The sequence below is a fragment of the Stenotrophomonas sp. SMYL20 genome (assembly GCF_036320045.1).
Classification (GTDB): domain Bacteria; phylum Pseudomonadota; class Gammaproteobacteria; order Xanthomonadales; family Xanthomonadaceae; genus Stenotrophomonas; species Stenotrophomonas maltophilia_A.
Genome location: NZ_JAWIRT010000014.1, coordinates 71993 through 94411, shown reverse-complemented (window position 1 = coordinate 94411; position 22419 = coordinate 71993). Strand labels below are relative to the sequence as shown.

Genomic DNA, 22419 nt, shown 5'->3' with positions numbered 1-22419 from the left:
CGGGGCTGACGCGGCGGCCGATGTCCTTCAGCGAGGTAATTGCCAATCCTGGTTGGCACCGTTGCCCCGGTAGTCGCCAACCTTGGTTGGCGCCGCGATGTATCGGTGCCCACCAAGGTGGGCATCTACCGGTCAAGCGGCATCCTTGTGCTCCGCATCTTCCATGCCCGGGCTGACGCGGCGGCCGATGTCCTTCCGCGAGGTAACCGCCAATCCTTGTTGGCACTGTTGCCTTGGTAGTCGCCAACCTTGGTTGGCGCCGCGATACATCGTTGCCCACCAAGGTGGGCATCTACCGGTCACGCGGCATCCTTGTGCTCCGCATCCTCCATGCCGGGGCTGACGCGGCGGCCGATGTCCTTCAGCGAGGTAATTGCCAATCCTGGTTGGCACCGTTGCCCGGTAGTCGCCAACCTTGGTTGGCGCCGCGATACGTCGTTGCCCACCAAGGTGGGCGTCTACCGGTCAAGCGGCGTCCTTGCGCTCCGCATCTTCCATGCCCGGGCTGACTCGCCGGCCGATGTCCTTCAACCGCGCCAGCTGATCCACCATCGACGGTGCATCGTCCAGGCTGCCGACGAACGTCCACAGATAGGTCATCACCGCGTACACATGACCCGGCGTCACACCGTCGGTGGTGGCGAGACGGCCGATCGTCAGCGCGAACAGCACCGCTGCCGCCGCGCCAACTACCACAAAGGCACCCGCTTCGCGATCGGAGAGCAGGATGCGCAGCCGCGACAGCGTGGTGTAGTGACGACGCAGCACCGAGGGACTGACCCGGTCGACCAGGCGGATTTCATGTTCCAGCCGGTTGTTCAGGCGCCCATGCAGCTGCTCGTTGCGGCGTGCGAACGACGGCATCAACAACACTGCGCCGAGCAAGGCGATCAGGCTCGCGGCACCCACCAGCGGTTCGATCACCAGCAGCATCACCGCCGCACCAAACATTGATACCAGCGCGGTGGCGATGATCGGTACGTGCTTTTCGAAGAAGTCGACGAACTCACGGGCCAGCACAACGCGTGCGGCCGAGGTGGAGGTGGCGTGGCCCAGCCTGCGCTGCGCCTGCACCACGTTCACCGCCAGGTCGGCATAGATGCGGGTGAAGGTACGGGTATCGACCGCACGGCGGGCAGCACCGACCAGCCAGAACAGCAGTACCACGCCGGCGTAGGAGATGGCGTGGCCGATGTTGCCGCGGATGATCGCATCCACCGCGAAGCCGGCAAACAGCGGATACGCCAGCAGCAGCGCATTTTCCAGCGCCACCAGCGAAAAGGTGCCGGTGAGCTGCCACGGATAGGTTCGCAGGATGGCCTTGAGAGTGGCGGCCGCGTTCTGCTGGCCGATGCTGCCGGCGGCGGCCGCCGGATCGTGTGGGGGTTTCATGGGGATGCCTGGGTGGGAAGGGGGTAGAGTCGACTGTTAGTCGACTGCTCTTTGCGAACTGTTGGAAGAACCCGCGCTTGCGCGCGCAAGTCGACTAACAGTCGACTCTACCCAGGCAGTTCCGGCATTTCGGGCTTTCCAGGGCAGCGATGGCCCTCAACGACGCGCATGCACCGGCCAGCGGATTTCGAAGGCACTGCCACCACGTTCGGTGGCCCGGCATAGCGCTGTTCCGTGATGGGCCACGGCAATCGCACGCACCACGGCCAGGCCAAGCCCGGAGCCACCACTCTGCCGCGAGCGGGAAACATCCGTGCGCTGGAAGGCTTCGAAGATGCTGTCGCGAAGGTCGTCCGGCACGCCGGGGCCGCCATCTTCCACCGTGACGGTGCAATGGCCTTCGGCCAGCGTCACGTACACCCGCAGCGGGCAGGGAATGGCATGGCGACGCGCGTTCTCCAGCAGTGCCAGTACTGCCTGGCGGATGCGTGCAGGATCGCAGTCGGCCAGCGAAGGTCGTGCGTCCAATGTCACCGAGAAACCACTCTCGGTCAGTGCCTCGGACATCGCTTCAACCACCGCGGCCACCTGCACACTGACATCGCTGCGCTGCAGGCGCAGATCCAGGTGGCCACTCTCGGCCAGGCTGACCACGCGCAGGTCCTCGATGATGCGGGTCAGGCCTTCCAGCTGGGTGAGCATGCTGTTGAACTGCTCAGGCCCCGGCTCGAACACGCCTTCGGCGATGCCCTGCAGGCGGCCGCGCAGGATGGTCATCGGCGTGCGCAGTTCATGCGCGATCGCCGCGTTCCAGAACACCCGGTTCTCGGACATCCGGCTCAGCCGTTCTGCCATGGAGTTGAAATCGCTGACCAGCGTGGCCGCTTCGGCCATCGTGGTATCACCACCGCGTGCACGTGCTTCCAGATCGCCACTGGCGACCCGGCGCAGGCTTTCGGCCACCGAGTTCAACGGCGTGATGATGCGCCGGGTCAGGCGCGAGGCGACCAGCGTGGCGAAGATGACGACCACGGTGGCGGTCAATCCGATCCACAGCCATTCCAGCCCGGACGGCATGATCGTTTCCGGCTCGTCGTACCAGCGCGGATAGAACACCTCCATGAGGTAATAGAACAGGTAGAAGCCGCTGATCGACAGCACCGTCGAGCACAGCGAGGCCACCGTGATGGACAGCGTGATCTGGCGGCCGATGCTCTTGCCTTTGGGGTTCATCATTCAGTCCAGGAAGCGGTAGCCGACGCCGCGGATGGTGGCGGGAATGCCGATCACACCGACATCCTCCAGCTTGCGCCGCAGTTTGCTGACATGGCTGTCGACGGTGCGTTCCTGCGCGTCGCCCTCGGGCAGGCAGGCATGCAGGAGATCGGCGCGCGCATGCACCTGCCGTGGCGCACGCGCCATGTGCACCAGCAGCCGGAACTCGGTGAGGGTGAAGTTCAGTTCGTGCACCTGCTCGCCATGGCGCACGGTCACCTCGTGGCTGCGCAGGTCGATCTCGAAGGGCCCTTGGCGGATCAGTCCGTTGGGCGCTTCGACCAGGGGCCGGGAACTCCGGCGCAGCACGGCCTGGATGCGGGCGACGATCTCGGCCGGATTGAACGGCTTGGCCACGTAGTCGTCGGCGCCCACGCGCAGGCCGGTCAGCTTGTCCACGTCCTGGTCGAGGGCAGTGAGCATGATGACCGGGGTGTTGCCGATCCGTCGCAGTTCGCTCAGCACCTGCCAGCCATCCAGTTTTGGCATCTGCACATCCAGCAGCACCAGGTCCGGACGCAGTTGGCGGTGGCTGGCGAGTGCCGCCTCACCGTCGGCGGCGCGGGCGCTGCGCAGGCCGGAACGGGCCAGGTAGGCACTGAGGATGTCGGCGATTTCGCCCTCATCTTCGGCAATCAGCACCAAGGGTGCCTGTCGGGTACGGAGATCGTGTTTCATTGCGTGCTGCGGGTTCGGGGCAAGGGTGGGCAAGGGCGGGATCTGGGGCAGGGTCATCGTCGGCACTGCATGTCCTGCGCCTCTTCGTTGGCAGCCCAGGCCAGGGTGGCCAGCACCAGCGTGCGCCGCAGACTCGGTTCCACTGCACCTGCGCCGCGCAGCTGCTGCAGCATCAGGGTGGACACCGCCGCCGGCAGCTTGCTCCAGCGCGATGCCATGGGAGTGGTATCTACTCGGGCCTGCAGCCGCAAGGCCATGCCCAGGATGGCGCGCAGGCGCAGTGCCAGCAGGGCGACGACCACGAGAGTGGCTAGGGCGAGCAGCAGATGCAGGGTGGCGTCGGCGACCGGGTGCGTTGCCGCCCAGACCGCCAGACCAATCAGCGCCAGCGACGCGAGTGCGCCGGAACGGCCAGTGCCACCGGGCCCATCGCTGCGGAACCCCACCAGGGCGGCCGCCCCGAAGCCCGCCAGCAGCGGGGGTAACGGATCCGGCGCGGCCAGCATCCAGCTGGTGGTCGATGCCAACACGACGGCGATCAACCACGGCGAAGGCGCACACCACGCCAGGTAGGCACGGCGCACATCGATGGGTGGCAGGTCTGGATGGGAAAGGGACACGGCAGGCGGGCAGTCGGCGAGGCCGACGAGGCTAGCGACCGTTGATGGAGACTCGGTCGAGATTGTGTCGAGATTGCGTGGACGCAGGCCGCAGCATTCAGGCGCGGGGCTGGTGCCTGAACGGCTGCCGCGCCTCCATGCAATCTCCACAGTGGCTCCAAACAACGTCCATCCGCGGCTTCCAGACTGCGGTTTCGGCGGTCGCACTGGGCGACTGCACGCAGCCGGGCGTTTCGATGAGCAACCGCAGGACCTGGATCATTGCCGCTACGGTGGCCACATTGGCCGCCGGCGCTGGATGGTGGGCGTTTGCCGGCGGCGATGATGCCGCGCTGATCACCGCACCGGCAAGGGTGGCGGATCTGGAGAAGACCGTACAGGCGGTCGGCCGGGTCCATCCCAAGGAGCTGGTGGCGGTGGGTGCGCAGGTGTCCGGCCAGGTCAAGCGCCTGCATGTGGTGCTGGGCCAGCGCGTACAGGCCGGTGACCTGATCGCCGAGGTCGATTCGCAGCCGCAGCGTATCGCGCTGCGCAGTGCCGAGGCGGCCACCAACACGCTGCGCGCCCAGCATGCCGCCAGCCAGGCCCGCTATGCGCAGGCCAGCCGTGCTTACCAGCGGCAGTCGCAGCTGGTGGCGTCGCGCCTGGTGTCACAGGAAGGTTTCGAAGCCGCACGCGTGGCGCGCGATGCGGCACGCTCAGAGGTGGCCGCGCTGCAGGCGCAGATCGAGCAGGCCGTGACCCAGGTCGAAACCGCACGGATCAACCTGGGCTATACCCGCATTGTTTCGCCCAGCGACGGTTACATCGTGGCCATCGTCACCAAGGCCGGGCAGACGTTGAACTCGATGCAGACCACGCCGACCATCGTGATGCTGGCGCAGATGGATACGATGACCGTGCGCGCCGAGATCGCCGAGGCCGACGTCGAGCTGGTGGCACCGGGGCAACCGTTGTGGTTCTCGACACTGGGGCCAAGCGGCCGCCGCTATGAATCCCACCTGCAGCAGCTGGAACCGGCGCCGTCCTCGATTGCCGACGTCGCCACCGGCAATGCGGGTGGCTCTGCGCAGACGCCGAAGGCGGTGTACTACGCCGGCCTGTTCGACGTGGCCAATCCCGGCCTGAAGCTGAAGCCCTCGATGACGGTGAAGGTGACCCTGCAGCTGGCGCGGGTTGCCAACGCGCTGCAGGTGCCATTGACGGCGCTGACCGATTCGGATGGCAAGGACGGCAGCCGTGGAACCGTGCGCGTGCTCGACACCAAGGGCCGCGCCCAGGAACGTGCGGTGACGACCGGCCTGCGCACCGCCACCGCCGTGCAGATCCTGTCCGGCCTGCGCGAGGGTGAGAACGTGGTGGTCGGCCAGGCGCCCAGCGGCGGCGAATCCGAACCGACCAGCCTGTTGGGGATGTGAGCATGGCCGACGCACTGCTGGAACTGCATGGCGTATCGCGCGCCTATCGCTCCGCCGCCGGCGAGGTGGTGGTGCTGAAGGACGTTTCGCTGCGCATCGATGCCGGCGAGTTCATCGCCATCATCGGCCCCTCGGGCTCGGGCAAGTCCACGCTGATGAACATCCTTGGCTGCCTGGACCGGCCGACCGACGGCAGCTATCGGGTGAACGGCGAGGCCACCGAGCAGATGGCGCCGGACATGCTGGCACGCCTGCGCCGCGAGCATTTCGGCTTCATCTTCCAGCGCTACAACCTGATGGAGAATCTGAGTGCCACCGAGAACGTGGCGCTGCCGGCAGTCTATGCCGGCGTGGAGGCGGACGTGCGCACTGCCCGTGCACGCACGCTGCTGGAAACGCTGGGGCTGGGCGAACGCATGGCGAACCGGCCGAGCCAGCTGTCCGGCGGCCAGCAGCAGCGCGTGTCCATTGCCCGTTCGCTGATGAACGGCGGCGCGATCGTGCTGGCCGATGAACCCACCGGCGCGCTCGATCACGCCAGTGGCCAGCAGGTGATGGCCGAGCTGAAGCGCCTGCATGCACAGGGCCACACGGTGATCCTGGTGACACACGATGCGGCGATTGCCGCCAACGCGGCGCGGGTGATCGAGATCGCCGACGGCCGGGTGGTGACCGACCGCGGCGAGCGGGGATCGCGTGCTGTGGCTGAAACACCCGGGACAGAACGCGGCGTGTCGCCGGTCACCGAGCGCCGCGCACGCATGGATGCGGTTCGCGAAGCCGCGCGGATGGCCGTGCGCTCGATGCTGGCCCATCGCCTGCGCACGCTGCTGACCATGCTTGGGATCATCATCGGCGTAGCGGCCGTGGTGACCGTGGTTGCGCTGGGCAAGGGTGCACAGGCGCAGGTTGAATCACAGATCAACGAACTGGGCGCCAGTACGCTGGAGATCTTCCCGGGCTCGGATTTCGGTGACCCGCGCTCGGCGGAGATCGAGACGCTGGTGGTGGGCGATGCGGACCATCTTGCGGCGTTGAGTTACGTGGACAGCGTAAGCCCGAACCTGAGCGGATCGGTGGCAGCGCTGCAGGGCAACTGGCGTGCCAACACCCAGGTGCTGGGCGTAGGCGCCGACATGCCGCGCGTGCGTGGGCTGCGGCTGAAGGCCGGCCGCTTCTTCACCGACGCCGAAGTGGATGCGCATCGCGCAGTGGGTGTGGTCGACCAGAAGGCCGCCAAAGCGCTGTTCAGCGGCAACCCGATTGGCAGCACGGTGCTGCTGGGCGGCATGCCGGTGGAGGTGATCGGTGTGGTCGGGGCCAATGCGTTCGCTGGCGGTGCAACCCCGACGGTCTACGTGCCGTATACCTCGGCGGCCTCGCGGCTGCTGGGCAGCGAGCGCCTGGAGAGCATCACGGTGCGTGTGCGCGACGACGTGCCCACCAACGCCGCCGAGGCCTCGCTGGGGGCCGAGCTGGAGCGGTTGCATGGCCGTCGTGACTTCTTCATCTACAACGCCGACCAGATCCGCAAGGCGGTGATGAAGTCCAGCCAGACCATGGCAGCGTTGGTTTCGGCCATCGCAGCAGTGGCGCTGGTGGTCGGCGGGGTGGGGGTGATGAACATCATGCTGGTCTCGGTGAAGGAGCGCGTGCGCGAGATCGGCGTGCGGCTGGCGGTGGGCGCGCGGCAGGGCGACATCCTGCGCCAGTTCCTGATCGAGGCCGTGCTGATCTGCCTGTTCGGTGGCGTGCTGGGGGTGCTGTTCGCGTTCGGCGTGGGTGCGCTGTCCAGCCTGCTGTCGCTGGGTGTGCCGTTCCTGTTCACGGCGGGCCCGGTGCTTGCCGCGCTGGCATGCTCGTCTGCGATCGGGCTTGGCTTCGGCTACTTCCCGGCGCGCAGCGCGGCACAACTGGATCCGATCCAGGCGCTGGCAGCGGAGTAGGCGCAGGCCCGGTGCGGGCATTTGTGGAGCCGAAGGCAACGGCAGGAGCCGTTGCCTTTGGCTCCACAGGAGCAGCCTCAGGATGAGGGGCGCGGATGCGTGCGCACGCGTGCACGCTCGCGATACAGACGGCTGTCGGCGCGCTGCAGGGTGTCGGCCACCGTCTCGCCGGGTGCATGATGGGTCGCGCCCAGCGAGAAGGGCGTGGGTGACTGCCCGGCATGCTGCGCATACCACTGCTCCAGCGCGGCCAGCCGTCCCGGTTCCGGTGCAGTCAGCACCACCATGAACTCGTCGCCACCCATACGCACTACGCTTTCCATTGACCCCAGTGGAGCGCGCAGGAAGGCGGCGAACTCGACCAGCACCGTGTCACCCCGTGCATGGCCCTGGGTGTCGTTGATCTGCTTGAAATGATCCAGATCGAACATCAGGCAGGCCCAAGGCTGGTCGATCAGTTCGTCCAGGCGGGGCAGGAAGCGGCGGTTGTAGCTCTGGGTGAGGGGATCCTTGAAGGACATCTCGCGCAACTGCTGTTCCTGCATCCGCAGTGCGGTGACGTCCTGCGCATGGCCGAGCACGTAGGGTGGGGTGGCCTCGTTGTCGAGCACGTTGTGATACGCCCAGAAATGCCGGGTACCATCGGCGGCGATCAGCTCGATGACGCCGGCATCGGTGTGGTTGACTGCGATGCGTTCCAGATACGCCTTGAACGCGGCCCGCTTCTCCGGCGGCATCAGGTCGCACAAGCTGCGCCCGATCATGTAGCTCTCATCGAAGCCCAGTGACTGCACGGCCGCTGGGTTCACCGAGGTCAGCACGCCCTCCAGCGTGTGGGTGCAGATCAGGCCAAGGCTGTAGTGGAACAGCCGCCGGTAGCGGGTTTCGCTGGCTTCCAGTGCATCCAGCGCGGCGCGCTCCTCGGTGATGTCCTGTATGGCCCCGACCAGCCGCGGCCGGCCATCGACCTGCTGCCGGCCTCCAACCACGCGGGTCCAGATGGCTCGTCCGTCGGCGGTGGTCATCGGCAGCTGCACCTCCCACGACGTGCCTTCATCGATGCAACGCTGCACCGCCGTGCGGATGATTTTTCGGCTGTCCTCGCGATAGAACGAGAGCGCAGTTTCGAGCGTCGGTTCGAAGTTGCTGCGCACGCCGTGGATCTGCTTGGTTTCGCGGGTCCAGCGGACCTCGTTGCTGACCAGGTCCATTTCCCAGCCACCCACCCGGGCCGCGCGGTTCGTGCGCTCCAGGAAGTCCTCGCTGCGCTTCAGCTCACGATGCAGGGCCTTGGCCTGGCCGACCTGGGCCATCAGCGTGCTGCGCTGCTCCAGCACCTGGGTGGTGACCCGGGCCAGATGCACCATCAATTCGCGCTGCGAGGGAGACAGAACGCCCGGCATCGGGTCGAGCAGGCACAGCGTTCCTATGCGCGCGCCATGCGCCGAGCCCAGCGAGATGCCCGCGTAGTGACGGATGCGCGGGCCGCCGGTCACCAGGGGATTGGTGGAGAAGCGAGGGTCCTGGCGCGCGTCCGGAATCTCGAACAGCGTGTCCTGCTGTATGGCATGGGTGCAGAATGAAATCTCGCGCGCGGTTTCGCTGACACCTTCCAGCCCGATGTTGGCCTTGAACCACTGGCGCTCGTCGGCAACAACTGAAATCAGAGCCATGGTCATGCCGGTTGCGGCACGCGCGGCGGCGACGATCGCATCGAAAACAGGCTCTGGTGGCGTGTCGAGCAGGTGCAGGCGGTCGAGTTCAAGCAGTCGTTCGGCTTCGTCCATGGTGCTTTTCAGGGCAGGGTGGCGAGGGCGGCTTCGGCGGCTGTCGGGCACTACGCTAGTGCGTACCACGTTATGTATCGCCAGCGTCGGGTGATGCCGGTGTGACGCGTTGGCATCAGCGTTTCGGTGGGCCGCACGTGGGTCGAGCCAAAACGTGACGGCGGTCGCGGACATACAGCGCGTGTCGAACGACGGGGTAACGACGGGGTAGTGCCGGCCGCTGGCCGGCAACCTCATGACATCCGGATCATTGCAGATGCCGGCCAGCGGCCGGCATTACCGGTCGATTGGCCGGCAGGCGACGCAACGCGCAACGCACGCATCACGGGGCGTTCCGCCAGCAGCCGCAATGGCGGGCCGCATAGGCTGGGTAGTGCCGGCCGCTGGCCGGCAACTTCGTGACGCCGGGGTACTGCAGATGCCGGCCAGCGGCCGGCACTACCCCATCACACGACCAATGGCATCGGCCAGCAGGGCGCGGACCCGTTCTGGCGGCAGGTCGGGGTCGCGCACGGCACGCATGGCCAGGCCTTCCACCAGCAAACGCAGCAGCAGGGTGCGTCCGGCGATGCCTTCCTCGTCGACGCGCCGGCCTAGATTGAGGTCACGCTGGCGCAGCCAGGCATGGATCGCGGCGCTGGTCTGCTTGTCGTGGGTGCGCAGCACCTCGGCCAGCACAGGGTCGCGGTGAGCCTCGGCGTTGATTTCCGCATACAGCGCCACGCTGGCAATGGCATTGCCGTGGATCGGCAGCACCTCGCCGCGTGCCCATTGCTGGTAGCACGCGAGCAGGCCATCGACCAGATCCGAGGCCGCCGGCATCTCGCTGATCGAGGCCTGGTCGTGACGCAGCTGGCGTTCGATCAGGGCCAGGATCAGGGCGCGCTTGTTGGCGAAATAGCGGTACATCAGCCCCTGGCTGATCTCGGCCTCGGCGGCGATATCGCCGATGGAGCCGGCATGGAAACCGCGGGTGATGAAGCACTTCTGGGCGGCGTCGAGGATGCGACGGCGCTGGGCTTCGGCATGGGCGGCGGCAGGGGCGGCGGCAGGGGCGTCAGCGGGTACGGCTACGGCGGTTTTCGGCGTCATTGCGTGAAGTCGGGGCGTCCAGAGGCGGGATAGTACGTCACAAAAGGTGTGAATGAACGGTCATTCATTTGTAATTCCCGCCTCCCAGACTGCGCCGGCCTTCTCCTTCCGCGAATGAGTCCGATGCGCCACGCCCTGCTGCACCGCCCGCTGCTCACCCTCGCCATTGCCGCCGCGCTGCCGGCACTGGCCCATGCCGAAGACAGTCCCAGTGCCGACGCCGAGGCATCAGCCGAGGCCGCGCGCACTGTCGTTGCCCTCGACCAGGTGATGGTGACCGCGCAGAAACGCGCCACCAACCTGCAGGAGACCCCGATCTCGGTATCGGTGGTCGATGCCGAAGCGCTGAAGGACCGCAGCGCGATTTCGCTGGGCAGTCTGTCCGATGGCTCCATCCCGTCGCTGCGGGTCACGCCGTTCGCTACCCGCAGTTCGGCGCTGAACATCGGCATCCGTGGCATCGGCGCCTCCGGCGACGCCAACCAGCCGGCCCGCGACGCCGGCGTCGGTATCTACGTCGACGGGGTGTTCATGGGCCGCGCACAGGGCCTGGGCAACATGCTCTACGACGTGGAGCGTATTGAAGTACTGAAGGGCCCGCAGGGCACGCTGTTCGGCCGCAATACCGAAGGCGGCGCAGTGAGCATCGTGACCAAGGCGCCCACCGGCGAATTCGGCGGCAGCGTCAGCGCCGGCGTGTCCAACTTCAGCGGCTACAACAGTGCGCTGCACCTGGACCTGCCCAAGGTGGGCGATGTCAGCTTCAAGATCGACGCCGTGCAGGCCAAGCGTGGCGGCACCACCGACAACCCGATGCGCGGCGAGCGCGACTTCAACAGCTACGACAAGCGCGGCGCACGCCTGAGTGCGCTGTGGCAGCCGAGCGACGACTTCTCGCTGCTGTACGCGTTCGATCGCTCCTACGACGCCACCACGCCGTACCACACCCAGGTGCTGGTGCCGGGCGCGTACCTCAGCCCGTTGCAGAAGGCCGGTGCCAGCCTGGATCGCCGCGACAGCGCGATTCTCGGTGGACCGCAGGAAGACAACATCGGGCGTACCAGCGGCCATCTGTTGAACCTGTCGTGGACGCTGAATGACAACCTGGAGCTGAAGTCGATCAGCTCATACCGTGAACTCACCCAGGGCCAGTTCGACATGGGCCTGGTCGATGCGATTTCCGCTTACGGTGGTGCAGGGACGCCGTTCGGTCGTTACAGCCTGGCGCAGGTCTACCAGCACCAGTACAGCCAGGAATTCCAGCTGATCGGCAATACCTCGCAGGTGCAGTTCCTCGGCGGAGCGTTCTACTACCACGAGACTGCCGGTGACAATGCGCAGACCCCGAACATGCTGGTCTGGGGGCCGGGTGGCAACAGCTACACCGTGAATCCGGCGACCAACCCGCTGGATCTCTCGCGGGTACGCATCGACCGCGCCAGCAAAGCGTGGACGGACAGCCTGGGCGTGTTCGGCCAGGCCACGTGGACGCCGGAAGCACTGCTGCGCCTGCACCTGACTGCCGGCGGTCGCTACACCCGTGACGACAAGAAGGGCAGTCTGTACACCGTCAACGGCGCGGCGACGAATCTCGCTTTCAAGGACCGCTGGAGCCGTTTCGACCCGATGGTCAACATCGCCTACGACCTCGGCGAGCACGCGATGGTCTACGCCAAGTACAGCACGGGCTTCAAGGCCGGTGGTGCCAATTCGCGCTCGACCAACTACACCGCGTTCGGTCCGGAAGAAGTGACCGCCTACGAGCTCGGCTTCAAGTCGCAGTTCTGGGACAACCGCGCCCGCCTGAACCTGGCGCTGTTCGATTCGACCATCGCGCACAAACAAATGGACTTCTCGCTGCCGTTCGACCCGAACAGCGGCGAAACCCGCACCACCATGGTCACCACCAATGCACTGAGCGATGGCAAGTCCCGGGGTGCGGAGCTGGAGTTCAACGTGATGCCGGTCGACAACCTCACGCTCGGCCTCAACTACGCCTACACGAAGATCGATGCGCAGACAGCAACCGACCCGTTCGGTGCGGGCGTGCAGGTGACCGTGCAGCCGCTGCTGGCGCCGAAGAACGCCGGCAGCCTGTCGGTCGACTATCTGGTCCCGTTCGCCAACTTCTCGGCGCTGAAATTCCATGTGGACGGCAACTGGTCCGATGGCTACTACACCAGCGAGTACGACCAGATGCTGACCGACAGCTCGTTCGTGGTGAATGCACGGGTGGCGCTGGTGGACGTTCCGGTCAGCAGCACCGGCACCACGATGTCGTTCTCGCTGTGGGCGCGCAATCTGCTGGATGAGCAGCACCTGTTCTACAAGCTCAACAGCCCGGCGCTGGGCCAGACCGGCATCTTCAATGACCCGCGCACCTTCGGTCTGGACGTGGCCGTCAACTTCTGATTCGAACGGAGAACTCCATGAAGCACCGCTCTACCGAACTTGTCCTGGCCCTGATGCTCAGCCTGCCGCTGGCCGTGACCGCCGTTGCTGCCGATGCACCGCAGGCCACCGCCGCAAAGCCGACGGTCGCTGCCAACGTGAAGCCGGTCGCTGCCGACGCGCAGCGGGTGATCCCGCTGCAGGGAGCCTGGAACGTGCGCACCTTCGCCGGCCTGCAGGGCCGCCATGGCCCGATTCCGGCCGATGCGTTCGTGCGCACCGCCGATCTCGGCCGCCTCACCGATGCCGACCGCGACGCCCTGGCCGCGGCCGGCGTGAAGCTGGACATCGACCTGCGCACCGCCGATGAGGAAGCGCAGTCACCGGACCTGCTGGCCAGGGATGATCGCTTCGATTACCAGCGCATCTCGCTGATGGGCACGGAGAAGATGGACCTGCAGAAGATGATGACCAGCTTCCCCGATTCGCTGGGCGAAGCCTATGTGCAGTGGCTGGGCCACAGCCAGCTGCAGTTCAAGCAGGTGTTCCAGCGCATCGCCGCGCAGCAGGATGGCGCCGTGCTGTTCCATTGCACGGCCGGCAAGGACCGTACCGGCATCATCGCTGGCCTGCTGCTGGACCTGGCGGGCGTGCCGAAGGCCGAGATCGTGCACAACTACGCGATCTCCGCGCACTATCTGGAAGGGCAGCCGAAGGACAGTGCGATGAACGCGCAGATCATGGCGCTGGTCAAGCAGAATCCCGAGATCGCCCGCAAGATGGCCGGTATGGCCGGTACCGCACCGGACAACATGGAGCAGTTCCTGGCGGCGTTGCACAGCCAGTACGGTGGTGCGGAAGGGTACCTGAAGTCGATCGGAGTGAGCGAGCAGGAGATCCAGCAGTTGAAGGTACGGCTGGGGCAGGCTGGCTGAAGACTGCCAGGCTGAAGGCAGGTGCCGGACAGCCCGGCACCTGCCGTGCGTCATCACGGCTGCGGCGGCGCTACCAGGATGGCGGCATCCAGTACCGGGAATGTCCGCGGTGCCTGGCCGGACGATGCAACCAGGCGGATCTCCAGCGTGGTCGTTCCCCCATCGGCGGCATTCAGCGCCTGCAGGGCCCCCAGTTTCTGCGGCAGCGGCACCGCGAACGTTGTTGGGTGGCTGTGATCCATCCCGGCCATGGTCGGCCCGAAGAACGATACGGTGCCGGCGTAGTACGGACTGTCGGCCGCCACGGAGGCGGTGCCCGCCGGTGCGTTGATCAGCACGTCGAACTCGCGCGTATTGTTCAAACCGCGTGGTCGCTCCAGGGTCACTTCGGCAATCAACTGGCGCGGGCCCGATGTGGTCAGGTGCGCGCGCACCGCCTCATTGGGGACAGCCACGCGGACGGCGCCATCGGAGCGTGTGCCGCGCACCAGCCGCACCGCGCCGGCAGCTGCTGGCAGCGTGACCGCCTCCAGCATGTCGTTGCGGCGCGCATAGACGTAGTCGTAGTCGAAGGCCGTGGTGGAGAAGAACGCGCTGGCCGGACGCTCGCCAACGGGCTTGCCCTGTGCATCGACGAAGAACCGGAACGGTTCGTTCATGAACTGGCGCCGCTGGTCGACATTGACGGGCATGATCGGCTTGCCGCGGGATTGCTGCAGCTGGTTCCACACATCCCACAGGCGGTCCATGTTGGCGTGGTGCAGGTAGAAGATCGGATCGAGTGGTGACAGGAAGTTGGTCATGTTGCCGTAGGGGCCGGGATCGACCGCGCCGACGCCACCGATGCAGTTGTGCACCTTGTTGTGCGGGAATCCTTCCAGTACCGAGAATTTCGTGGCGCCGTCAGGCTGCACCACGTGCGAGGCCGTACGCGAGCTGGTGAAGCTGCGGCTGACATCGTCGTTGTAGAACTCGACCGGCGACAGCCCCGCGTGGATGGTGTCGGGAGACACGGCCGAAGCGGTCTTTGCATCGAAGCCGGGATTCTCGCGCCAGAGGTAGCGGGCGCCGCAGGTGATCGCATAGGCCGCATTGCCCGAGATGCCGGTCTTTTCCGCGACGCTGTAGCCGGTTACATCGTTCCAGACATCGTCTGCAGTGAGGTAGCCGCGGAACTTGAGCTGGCCGCGTTGGCCTGCATCCAGCGTGTCCCAGTAGCGCTGCAACGCCGGGCGCATGAACCGGGTGAAGACCGCCAGGTTGCGGGTATACGGCGCATAGGCGCTGTCAGTGGGCGTCAATACGCCGTCGAACATCGCCGGGGGAATCCGTGGCAGCTCGGTCCAGTCCCAGTAGGGCATGGCGAACTGCGGATCACCGCTGAGCGTACGGATGGTCTGTTCGAAGTAGCCGACATAGCCCCGGTGCCAGACATAGAACCACCAGTTGCCGTGCGGGCAGTCCATCAGATGCACGAAGGCGTTGCGGAACCAGTTGCGTGGATCGTCTGCCGGCAGTGCCAACATGGCCTTGATGCCACGCGCGTAGCTGGCCAGCATGCGCTGGCCTTCGGGGCTGGTGACGTTGTAGCGGTGGTAGCGCGCCTGCGCGGCCTTTCCGGCCGGTGCGGCGCCGCTGGCCCAGGCCCCGGGCGCCACCAGTGACGCCAATGAAGCGCTGGCGGTGGTGGCAAGAAAATCACGACGTGTGTAGCGCATAGCCTTCCCCCTGGTGATTGGTTGAACCGCGTTGGGTTACAAATCACTGGCAGGGCCGGCGGCAGCGTGGCGGCCGACCCGACGGGGACATCCAGCCCCGCCGCTTCCACCGGCAGGTGCAACGATGGCCGGGGTGGAAGCGGCGGTAGTATAGGCATGGCAAACAAAGCTGATCTGCGAAGCAGGCCACAGTCGCAGGCGCGTACACATCTGCCCGGCTGAAGCTGTTCACCGTCGTCGTTGCGACGTTGTCGATCAGCCAGGCATGGCCTGGCTCTACTGGTCGGGTTTCACCCTTGCCACCCGTTTCCGGTACTCGTACACGTTGTCACCGCGTATGCGCTTTTCCTCGGTGCCGGTGACCCGGCCCACCTGCTGGTCTGAACCGGTCACGGGCTGCGCCTCGATTTCGGTCTCGTGCTCGAAGGAATGTGATTTGTCGGTGTTGCGGTAATAGCGGTACAACGCCCAGTACAGCGCGGTTGCGCCGGCCGGACCTGCCGCCAACAGCCAGAGGCCACTGTCGTCGCTCATGTCGATGCCACCAGGAAGGCAATTGCGAGGGCTTCAATGACGGTGCCGGTGGCAAGGGCCGCCAGCAGCATCTTCCATTGCTGCACGGGCACGCTGCCCATGGTTTCGCCGGTACGGCCGTTCACCGCGATGTAGTGCAGCATGCCGCCGTTCTTGCCAGGCTGATGGTACGAGTACAGCCAGACCGGCAGGTACATCGACACCCAGCGGGTGCCATGCACCTCCAGCTGTTCCTGCTCCCAGCGCACGCCGCGGTTGTAGCGCTTCACCGAGCCTTCCACCTGTGCGCGGGCAATCGACAGCAGCTGGTCTTCCAGCCGCGGCCGCAGCTTTTCCACATCCAGGTTGCGCTTCTCCGAAGTGAAGCCGGCCAGGTAGGAGGCGTTCCATTTCACCGCGTTCTTGGTATCGAACGGCAGGATGGTGTTGATGATGTTGTTGGTGTTGGCGCGGGTATCCAGGTTGCCGCGCTCGGCCGAGGATTCCAGCGGAAGATCGTCGACGGTGAAATCGACCTGGCGTTCGACCTGGTAGACATCGGCGTCGTAGAGGGTGCGCTTGTTCTTCTCGCTGCCGACCGTGTACTCACGGGTCTTGATCTCGCCTTTGCCGGCCACCGCAGCGCTGACATTGCTGTCGACGATCATGTAGGGCAGGAACACGCCCACCACGTTTTCAGGGGTGAACTGGTCCTTGAACGCCTTCAGCGCGAACATCCGGCGCTTGTCGACGAACTGGCGGATGCGCGCGACCGCATCGTCCTTCTTGATGTGGAAGGGCAGCACCGCATCGGGTACCGCGCCATTGGCAATCTGCTCGTTGACGCCGAAGACGTGGCGGCACCAGTGGCAGCGCGCCGTCATCGTGCTTTCGGTGTTGACCGTGACTTCTGCGCCACAGCCCGTGCACTTGAACGTCATCAACGCCGAGGTGTCGGCATCGATGTCGCGTGCGCCGGAGGCGATGACGGTGCCGCGCAGCTGGTCGATGGCCTCGCCCAGCCCAAACTCCTCCTCGACGCGTGCGCCATGCCATTCGTGACGGCAGTACAGGCAGACCAGGATATCGGTACCGGCCTTGGGCCGGATGTCGGTGGCGCCGCATTTGGGGCAGCGGTTGAGGCCGTCCTTCAGCTCGCTGGCCGAAGTATCGATGGCCACAGGATCGGGCGCTTCCACTTCATCGCGGATCGCCTGCGGCAGCTTCGAGGTGTCCAGCGGGAAGCTGCCGGGCAGGGGAGGGACGTCCTGCGGCGAACCGGGCCCATCCAACGACGCCGCCGGCAAGGGCGGCGGCGTCGCGGGCGCGGATCCGGGCAGCGGCGGTGGGCCGTTTCGGGGATCGGACATGTTCGTTGTGCGTCCTGCTGTTACAGGCCCAGTGCCTTGGCTTTCAGGGCGTCATAGTCGCTCTGGGTGATCAGGCCCAGGTCCAGCATTTCCTTGGCCTTCTTCAGCTTGGCGACCGGGTCATCCGCGGCCGGAGTGACCGGCTGCTGCATGCCACCGACACCGAACATGCCCGACGCCATGCCGACGCCGACCAGACCGGCCGCGCCGCCGTTCTCACCAGCCGACTGGATGCCCTGGGCGACACTGGCCTGCAGGTTGGAATTGCCGCGCGAGCCCGACAGGGCATCGGCGCGCTGCACGGTCTTCAGCAGTTCGCGGGTATTGGCGTCGTATTCAATCGAGACGATAGCGGTCTTGACGATGGCCAGGCCACGGTCGGACTTCCACTGGTAACCCTGTTCGACCGCAGCCGACAGGCTCTGCGCGAAGCCCAGCGAGTCCTGCTGCAGCTTGGTGATGCGGTTGCCCTTGCTGGGATCGTTCGTATACAGGCTGAAGGCCGGGGCCAGCGAACCGACCACTTCATTGAACAGCTGGCTGGCGGCGGCGTTGTCCAGGTCGGTGAAGTCGAACACCTGGCCCGGCTGCAGGTAGCTGGCCGGCACGAAGTTCTTCACGAACAGGATCGGGTCGACGATCTTCAGCGTGTACGAACCACGCGTGACCGCGCCGACCTGGGTATTGAGGAAGCCGTCGTCCCAGTAGATTTCCGATTGGGTGCCGAAGCGGTTATCCGGCAGTTCCTTCAGCGAGACAAAGTAGGCCGCCTGCTGCGAGCCCGGCTGGCCGCCGAACTTGAAGCGCTCCCAGCTCTGCTTGATGAAGGTGCTGACCAGGCCGTCACCGGCGAAGATCGACTGCGAGTTCAGATCGTCAGAGCGCCACTCGTAGCCGCCCGGTTCGGCGACGAACGCGGTGATCGCGCCGTCCTGGAACAGCAGCAGGCCATAGCCCTCCGGCACGATGATCTTCGAGCCGTTGGTGATGATGTTGGACGAGCCGCTGGTGTTGGAGCCGCGGCCGGCATTGGTGCCCTGCGGCACGGCCGCGAACAGCGCCGCCGTGGACGGCAGGCCCGCCGGCACGGTGTAGAAGTCCTTCCACTGGTCGGCCAGCACACCGCCAACCGCACCCTTCACCGCCTGTACCAGACCCATGACCAACTCCCTGTGATTCGAGGGCAGGCACCATGCCTGCCGAGCTGGACTGAATATAGCAGTGGCCGGGGGCGGCTGTGGTGCCGGTGGGTGAATCAGGGACTGTGTTGGCGCGGTCATCCCGCCAACGGGGCGTCAAGCACCGGCAAGCACTCGTCTGGCGGAATCCGCTACAGTCCGGCGGGAATCTTAGCTAATCTTCAAGGATGGAATGACATGAGTTCCGGTGCAGCCTTCACGGCCAAGAACATCGACGATCTTGTCTCCCGGGTACACAAGAAGCGAGGCAGAAGGGGGGAACTTCAACAGCTTGCGGCGTTGTTCTCGCCCGGATTCTGGAAACCGTTCGAGGCGCTGATCCGCAGCGATAGTAGTTTCTCCAGCAGCAATGGCATGAAAAGGACGGTCGAAGTCAGCCTCGGTTACATTGACAAAATCCCCATGGCCGGATTCACCAATGTTGTGAAGGACCATAGGGGCCAGGAGATAACCGAGCGGGTTGAGATTGGCGATGCGGCGGTCTTCTTCATCGACCGGCTTCAGATCCACTCTGGCACCTGCTTCGTGAGGGCTGCACGTGGCTTGATCCTGCAGGCCAAGGTGGTAGGAAACGCAAAAGGAAAAAAGCTGGTGACACCTGTCGTGTCGCTTCCTAGCAAGAAGAACGACTCGACATTGAAAGAGCTTGCTCTGCTTTCAGAGTGGCCCGCATTCGACCTCTACTTCGCTGCAGGGTCGAATGCGGCGCTACAGAACGGCTACCAAATTGGTGCCGGCAGTTACGTTCAATCCAAGCAAGCACCGCCGCACGCGTGGTACATCGGTGCTTCTTCTGATCCGAAGCGTCCTTTCAGTCCTCACTGGGTAGCAAGCGCTGCCAAACGGGGTGAGCCGTGCGACCAATCGCTTGGGACGTTGCTCGAAGCTCTGGTACGCACGGGCTCTCTGGCTTGCGGAAGAGAGGTGGGTGCGGATTTCACGTTTGACGCATCCCGGATCGCAGGCAGGAATGATTTCAAACTTGCATTCACCGCCTTACCGCCAGATTGGAGTGATCTTTGTCATCAGCTGATCCTGGCTTGCAACAAGTACGCTATGCCAAGCCATCTGCTGAACAAGGGAGAAGATGCCGGGCGCTTCAACACGGCCCATGCATGTTCAACGCCCTACCACCTGGTCTGGAATTGGCTGGTTGCGCGCTTTTCCCGAAAAAGAAGATTCCCTGTGGTTGTCATTTCGGTCAGTAGCCACGAAGGACGTTGATGAGGTCGCATGGCAGATGCAGCTACAACATGTACGGAATCTTGAACGCCAACGTGAAGTCCGGCGCATCCGGGGTCAACCCGATGCCCAGCAGCGTCACCAGCGTGGTGTGCTGGTTCAGCGCATAGGTCACGCCCAGGTTAAGTGATGCCGCATTGGCATCACTGCCGATTACCTTCATCCACTTGCCGCCCTGGAAGCGGGTGGAAGCGCGGGCGCTGATGCGGTCACTGAAGGACAGGCTCAGGCTGGTCCGCTCGTTGAATGCGAAGGCCACGCCTGCGCCGAAGTACACCGAGCCGCCCAGCTTCACATCGCCCGGGTTCACCGTGTCCGGATTACTGTCGATGTCGTCGAACCCGCGCGGGATGGAGTGCACGTAGCCGATGTTGGCAAACAGGATGGCCGGGTCGGCGGTCTTCACCATCGACAGGCCCAGGTTGGCCTGCCATACGCCATTGCCAGTGGGTTGCTCGCGCGGCACGGCGAAGCGGATGTAGTCGTCGTCATCGCGCTCGATCACCTTCCAGTCCAGGCCGTAGGGTGCGCGCCCGGTGGGGGCGGTGACGCCGGCGGTAAGCACGGTCTCAGGGCGCCAGCCGCGTTCGCCGAACAACCGGTAGTTCGCACTGAGCCCGATATCACCCAGGCCGTTGCCGTTGGTCTCTTCCTGTGCAATGGCGGCCGCTGCTCCGCCGGCGCCGCCCTTCTGGTATACGGTGCGCCGGGCCAGGTAAGGCACGTCCAGGTTGAGCGTCAGGTTCGGGCTGACACCCCAGCGGGCCGCCACGTTGTAGGTCAGCGAGTCGGACTCCACGTTCTCGATGGCGATATTGCCGAGGAAAATGGCGTCCAGCGCGAGGAAGCCGTTGAGGGTGAGCTGCTTGCGGTCGTAGCGGGCGTAGGTGAGGCTGTTCTCGATGGTGAAGCGGCGGGAGAACAGGGCCGATTGCTGTTGCTTCACGTCGTCCACGCTGCGCCGCGACTCCTGCTTGGCCTGTTGCGCCTCGGCGGCGGTACTGGCGTAGCCCTCGCTGCTCGGTGGGACCGCGGCGGCGGCCGCCTGCGCCAATGGCGCGGCCGGTGGGGCTGTGACCGGGCCAACCCGCCCGCTCAAGCGCGCCTGCATGGCCTGGACCTGCATGTCCAGTTCGCGTAACCGCCGCACTTCCTGTGCGTAGTTGGCCTTCAGCTGTTCCAGCTGGTTGGCCAGGGCCTGCACGTCAGCGCCATCGTCGGACGTCGGCGGTGCGGCAAGGGCGGTGCCCGTCAGCGCCGCCAGCGCCAACGGGGTGATCCTTATCAGGGTGTGCATGTTGGTGTCCTGCGTTGTGGAGCGTTTCCCCCAATGCCAGGCCCTGTTACTGGCCTGGCCCCATGCCGCGGTTCAACGCAATCGCCTGGGCCACGTTCTGGCTCAACGGCAGGTTGCTGCCCACGGCGTTGCGCACCAGCTCCAGCCGCAGCTGGTTACTGGCGATCTGGCCGTCACCGGCGAGGGCGATACCCTGGCCGACGCTGCCATTGCGGATCCACTGCTGCACCAGCCCCTGGCCATCCACCTGCAGCAGCAGGCGTGCCTGGTTGCCTTCCAGCATGGCGGTCGCGCTGGCGCCGGCCTGCTGCGCGGTGACGTTGCCTGCGCCATCAGAGAGAACGGCTGGCACGCCACCCTCGCGGACGGTCAGCGTGGTGACGTTGCGCGCGACATTGCCATCGCCGGCCACCTGCACGCTCTGCACCAGGCCGCTGGCGTTGGCCAGACCGCTGCTGTCGATGCTGCGTCCGTGGGTATCGGGCAGCGGCGCATCGGCTGCCGTGACATGCACGCTGGGCTGGAAACTCAGCTTCGGCACGCCACCACCACGGAAGTCCATGCCCAGGGTGAGGCTGCCCTGCAGCGTCGCGCCGTTGCTGGCCTGCCACTGCGACACCATGGTGACCCCGAACCAGGCAACGTTGTTGCCACCCACCGTGTAGCGCCCCCGCATCAGGCTCAGTTCCGGGTCCGGAATTTCCTTCAGGCCGCGACCGGGAGCGCCCTCTGCCGCCTGCAGGGGCAGGGCAGGGAAGGCCAGCAGCAGAGCCATCATCATCGGTTGGCGGAACATGGTCGAACCTCCTTCAGAACAGGTCGGCGTGGCTGAAGCCGAAGTCGACCAGTTCGGCATCGGTGATCGGCCCTTGCCGCGCGTAGAGCGCGCGGGCGCTTGGCCGTTCGCTGGGTTGCAGAAGAGCGGTGTTGCGATCGAAGTCGCTGCCGATCACCACGAAGACCGCGCGCGATGGCCAGGCGGCCAGGAACTCCGGAAGGGCCAGGCTGCGGTTGCCCAGGATCGGGTCGGCCACTTCCACGATGCCGTTGCGCACCTGCTTGAGCACCACGAAATGGCGGAAACCGCGCACGTCCATCAACACCAGCCCTGGCACGCGAAGGGTGCGCAGTCGTGTTTCATCGATGCGGTAGCCCCGACCGCGCATGCCCAGCGATTCCACGTAGCGCTTGATGTCGAGCAGCGAGAAGCCGCGCTCGGCTACCAGAGCGGGATCGGAGACCCCCATCATTCCCTCGATCACCGTCGCCTCGTCGGTATCAAGGTGGTAGGCGTGGCGCAGGATGGTGGCCAGCGCGGCGGCCCCGCAGCTGTAATCGGTGTGCTGCCGCACCACGTTGCGGTAGCGCCGCTCCTGCATGCTCTCCACCTTCTGCTGCAGCAACGCGCCATTGGGCAATACGCCGCTGAAGCGCACCTCGCCCGCCCACGCGGAGGCGGTACCCAGCAGCAACAGCATCGCCAGCAGGCGCAACGAGAGGCGGCAACGGATCATCACGTTCTCCGGCAGCAGGGGGGAGCCCCTGT

General features: G+C 65.5%; 18 protein-coding genes. 5 read left to right on the top strand and 13 right to left on the bottom strand.

The features are described 5' to 3' along the window. Positions 1–465 precede the first annotated feature (465 nt). From V3B48_RS12520 to V3B48_RS12505, 4 genes are all read right to left on the bottom strand, one after another. A complete protein-coding gene (locus V3B48_RS12520; RefSeq protein WP_285303698.1) occupies positions 466–1392 on the bottom strand; it encodes an ABC transporter six-transmembrane domain-containing protein in 927 nt (308 codons plus the stop codon). Positions 1393–1548: 156 nt separating this feature from the next. Next, positions 1549–2625: an ATP-binding protein gene (locus V3B48_RS12515; protein WP_121503630.1), complete on the bottom strand. Its 1077-nt coding sequence runs from the start codon at positions 2623–2625 to the stop codon at positions 1549–1551. A 3-nt stretch (positions 2626–2628) separates the two neighbouring features. Next, positions 2629–3345, bottom strand: coding sequence for a response regulator (locus tag V3B48_RS12510; RefSeq protein WP_164162198.1), 717 nt, complete (start codon positions 3343–3345; stop codon positions 2629–2631). A 53-nt stretch (positions 3346–3398) separates the two neighbouring features. Further along, a complete protein-coding gene (locus tag V3B48_RS12505; protein ID WP_240792067.1) occupies positions 3399–3965 on the bottom strand; it encodes a hypothetical protein in 567 nt (188 codons plus the stop codon). Between the two features lie 236 nt (positions 3966–4201). Between V3B48_RS12505 and V3B48_RS12500 the strand changes: the two genes are divergently transcribed. Together V3B48_RS12500 and V3B48_RS12495 are read left to right on the top strand one after the other, a co-directional pair. Beyond that, positions 4202–5383, top strand: coding sequence for an efflux RND transporter periplasmic adaptor subunit (locus tag V3B48_RS12500; protein WP_329892899.1), 1182 nt, complete (start codon positions 4202–4204; stop codon positions 5381–5383). A 2-nt stretch (positions 5384–5385) separates the two neighbouring features. After that, positions 5386–7329, top strand: a complete 1944-nt coding sequence (locus V3B48_RS12495) for a MacB family efflux pump subunit (protein ID WP_329892900.1) — start codon at positions 5386–5388, stop codon at positions 7327–7329. A gap of 77 nt (positions 7330–7406) precedes the next feature. Here the strand turns inward: V3B48_RS12495 and V3B48_RS12490 are convergent, their stop codons facing one another. Together V3B48_RS12490 and V3B48_RS12485 are read right to left on the bottom strand one after the other, a co-directional pair. Continuing rightward, positions 7407–9116: a PAS domain S-box protein gene (locus V3B48_RS12490; RefSeq protein ID WP_329892901.1), complete on the bottom strand. Its 1710-nt coding sequence runs from the start codon at positions 9114–9116 to the stop codon at positions 7407–7409. A gap of 438 nt (positions 9117–9554) precedes the next feature. After that, complete coding sequence (locus tag V3B48_RS12485) at positions 9555–10208, bottom strand: helix-turn-helix domain-containing protein (protein WP_329892902.1); 654 nt, start codon at positions 10206–10208, stop codon at positions 9555–9557. 123 nt (positions 10209–10331) lie between these two features. Here V3B48_RS12485 and V3B48_RS12480 point away from each other — a divergent pair, with 123 nt between their 5' ends. Both V3B48_RS12480 and V3B48_RS12475 read left to right on the top strand, forming a co-directional pair. Beyond that, positions 10332–12620, top strand: a complete 2289-nt coding sequence (locus V3B48_RS12480) for a TonB-dependent receptor (RefSeq protein ID WP_329892903.1) — start codon at positions 10332–10334, stop codon at positions 12618–12620. A 17-nt stretch (positions 12621–12637) separates the two neighbouring features. After that, on the top strand, positions 12638–13534 hold the full coding sequence (locus V3B48_RS12475) for a tyrosine-protein phosphatase (protein WP_329892904.1): 897 nt from the start codon (positions 12638–12640) through the stop codon (positions 13532–13534). 53 nt (positions 13535–13587) lie between these two features. Here the strand turns inward: V3B48_RS12475 and V3B48_RS12470 are convergent, their stop codons facing one another. From V3B48_RS12470 to V3B48_RS12455, 4 genes are all read right to left on the bottom strand, one after another. Continuing rightward, positions 13588–15252 (bottom strand): tyrosinase family protein, encoded by a 1665-nt coding sequence (locus V3B48_RS12470; protein ID WP_329892905.1) that lies wholly within the window; start codon positions 15250–15252, stop codon positions 13588–13590. Positions 15253–15528: 276 nt separating this feature from the next. After that, complete coding sequence (locus V3B48_RS12465; protein ID WP_032127215.1) at positions 15529–15786, bottom strand: hypothetical protein; 258 nt, start codon at positions 15784–15786, stop codon at positions 15529–15531. Further along, positions 15783–17135, bottom strand: a complete 1353-nt coding sequence (locus tag V3B48_RS12460) for a membrane protein (protein ID WP_049461047.1) — start codon at positions 17133–17135, stop codon at positions 15783–15785. The genes V3B48_RS12465 and V3B48_RS12460 overlap by 4 nt, the downstream gene beginning before the upstream one ends. A 20-nt stretch (positions 17136–17155) precedes the next feature. Next, positions 17156–18295, bottom strand: coding sequence for an SPFH domain-containing protein (locus V3B48_RS12455; protein ID WP_049401484.1), 1140 nt, complete (start codon positions 18293–18295; stop codon positions 17156–17158). A gap of 216 nt (positions 18296–18511) precedes the next feature. Between V3B48_RS12455 and V3B48_RS12450 the strand changes: the two genes are divergently transcribed. Then, entirely contained in the window at positions 18512–19558 is a 1047-nt protein-coding gene (locus tag V3B48_RS12450; protein ID WP_285302045.1) for a hypothetical protein, read from the top strand. A gap of 22 nt (positions 19559–19580) precedes the next feature. Here V3B48_RS12450 and V3B48_RS12445 read toward each other — a convergent pair whose 3' ends face one another. From V3B48_RS12445 to V3B48_RS12435, 3 genes are read right to left on the bottom strand one after another with little or no spacing between them, the layout of a single operon-like run. Further along, the gene (locus V3B48_RS12445; RefSeq protein WP_285302046.1) at positions 19581–20873 is read right to left on the bottom strand and encodes a transporter; all 1293 of its coding nucleotides are present in this window, start codon (positions 20871–20873) and stop codon (positions 19581–19583) included. A gap of 46 nt (positions 20874–20919) precedes the next feature. After that, entirely contained in the window at positions 20920–21669 is a 750-nt protein-coding gene (locus tag V3B48_RS12440; RefSeq protein ID WP_329892906.1) for a hypothetical protein, read from the bottom strand. 13 nt (positions 21670–21682) lie between these two features. Next, a complete protein-coding gene (locus tag V3B48_RS12435; RefSeq protein WP_180837209.1) occupies positions 21683–22387 on the bottom strand; it encodes a C39 family peptidase in 705 nt (234 codons plus the stop codon). Between the last annotated feature and the right edge of the window lie 32 nt (positions 22388–22419).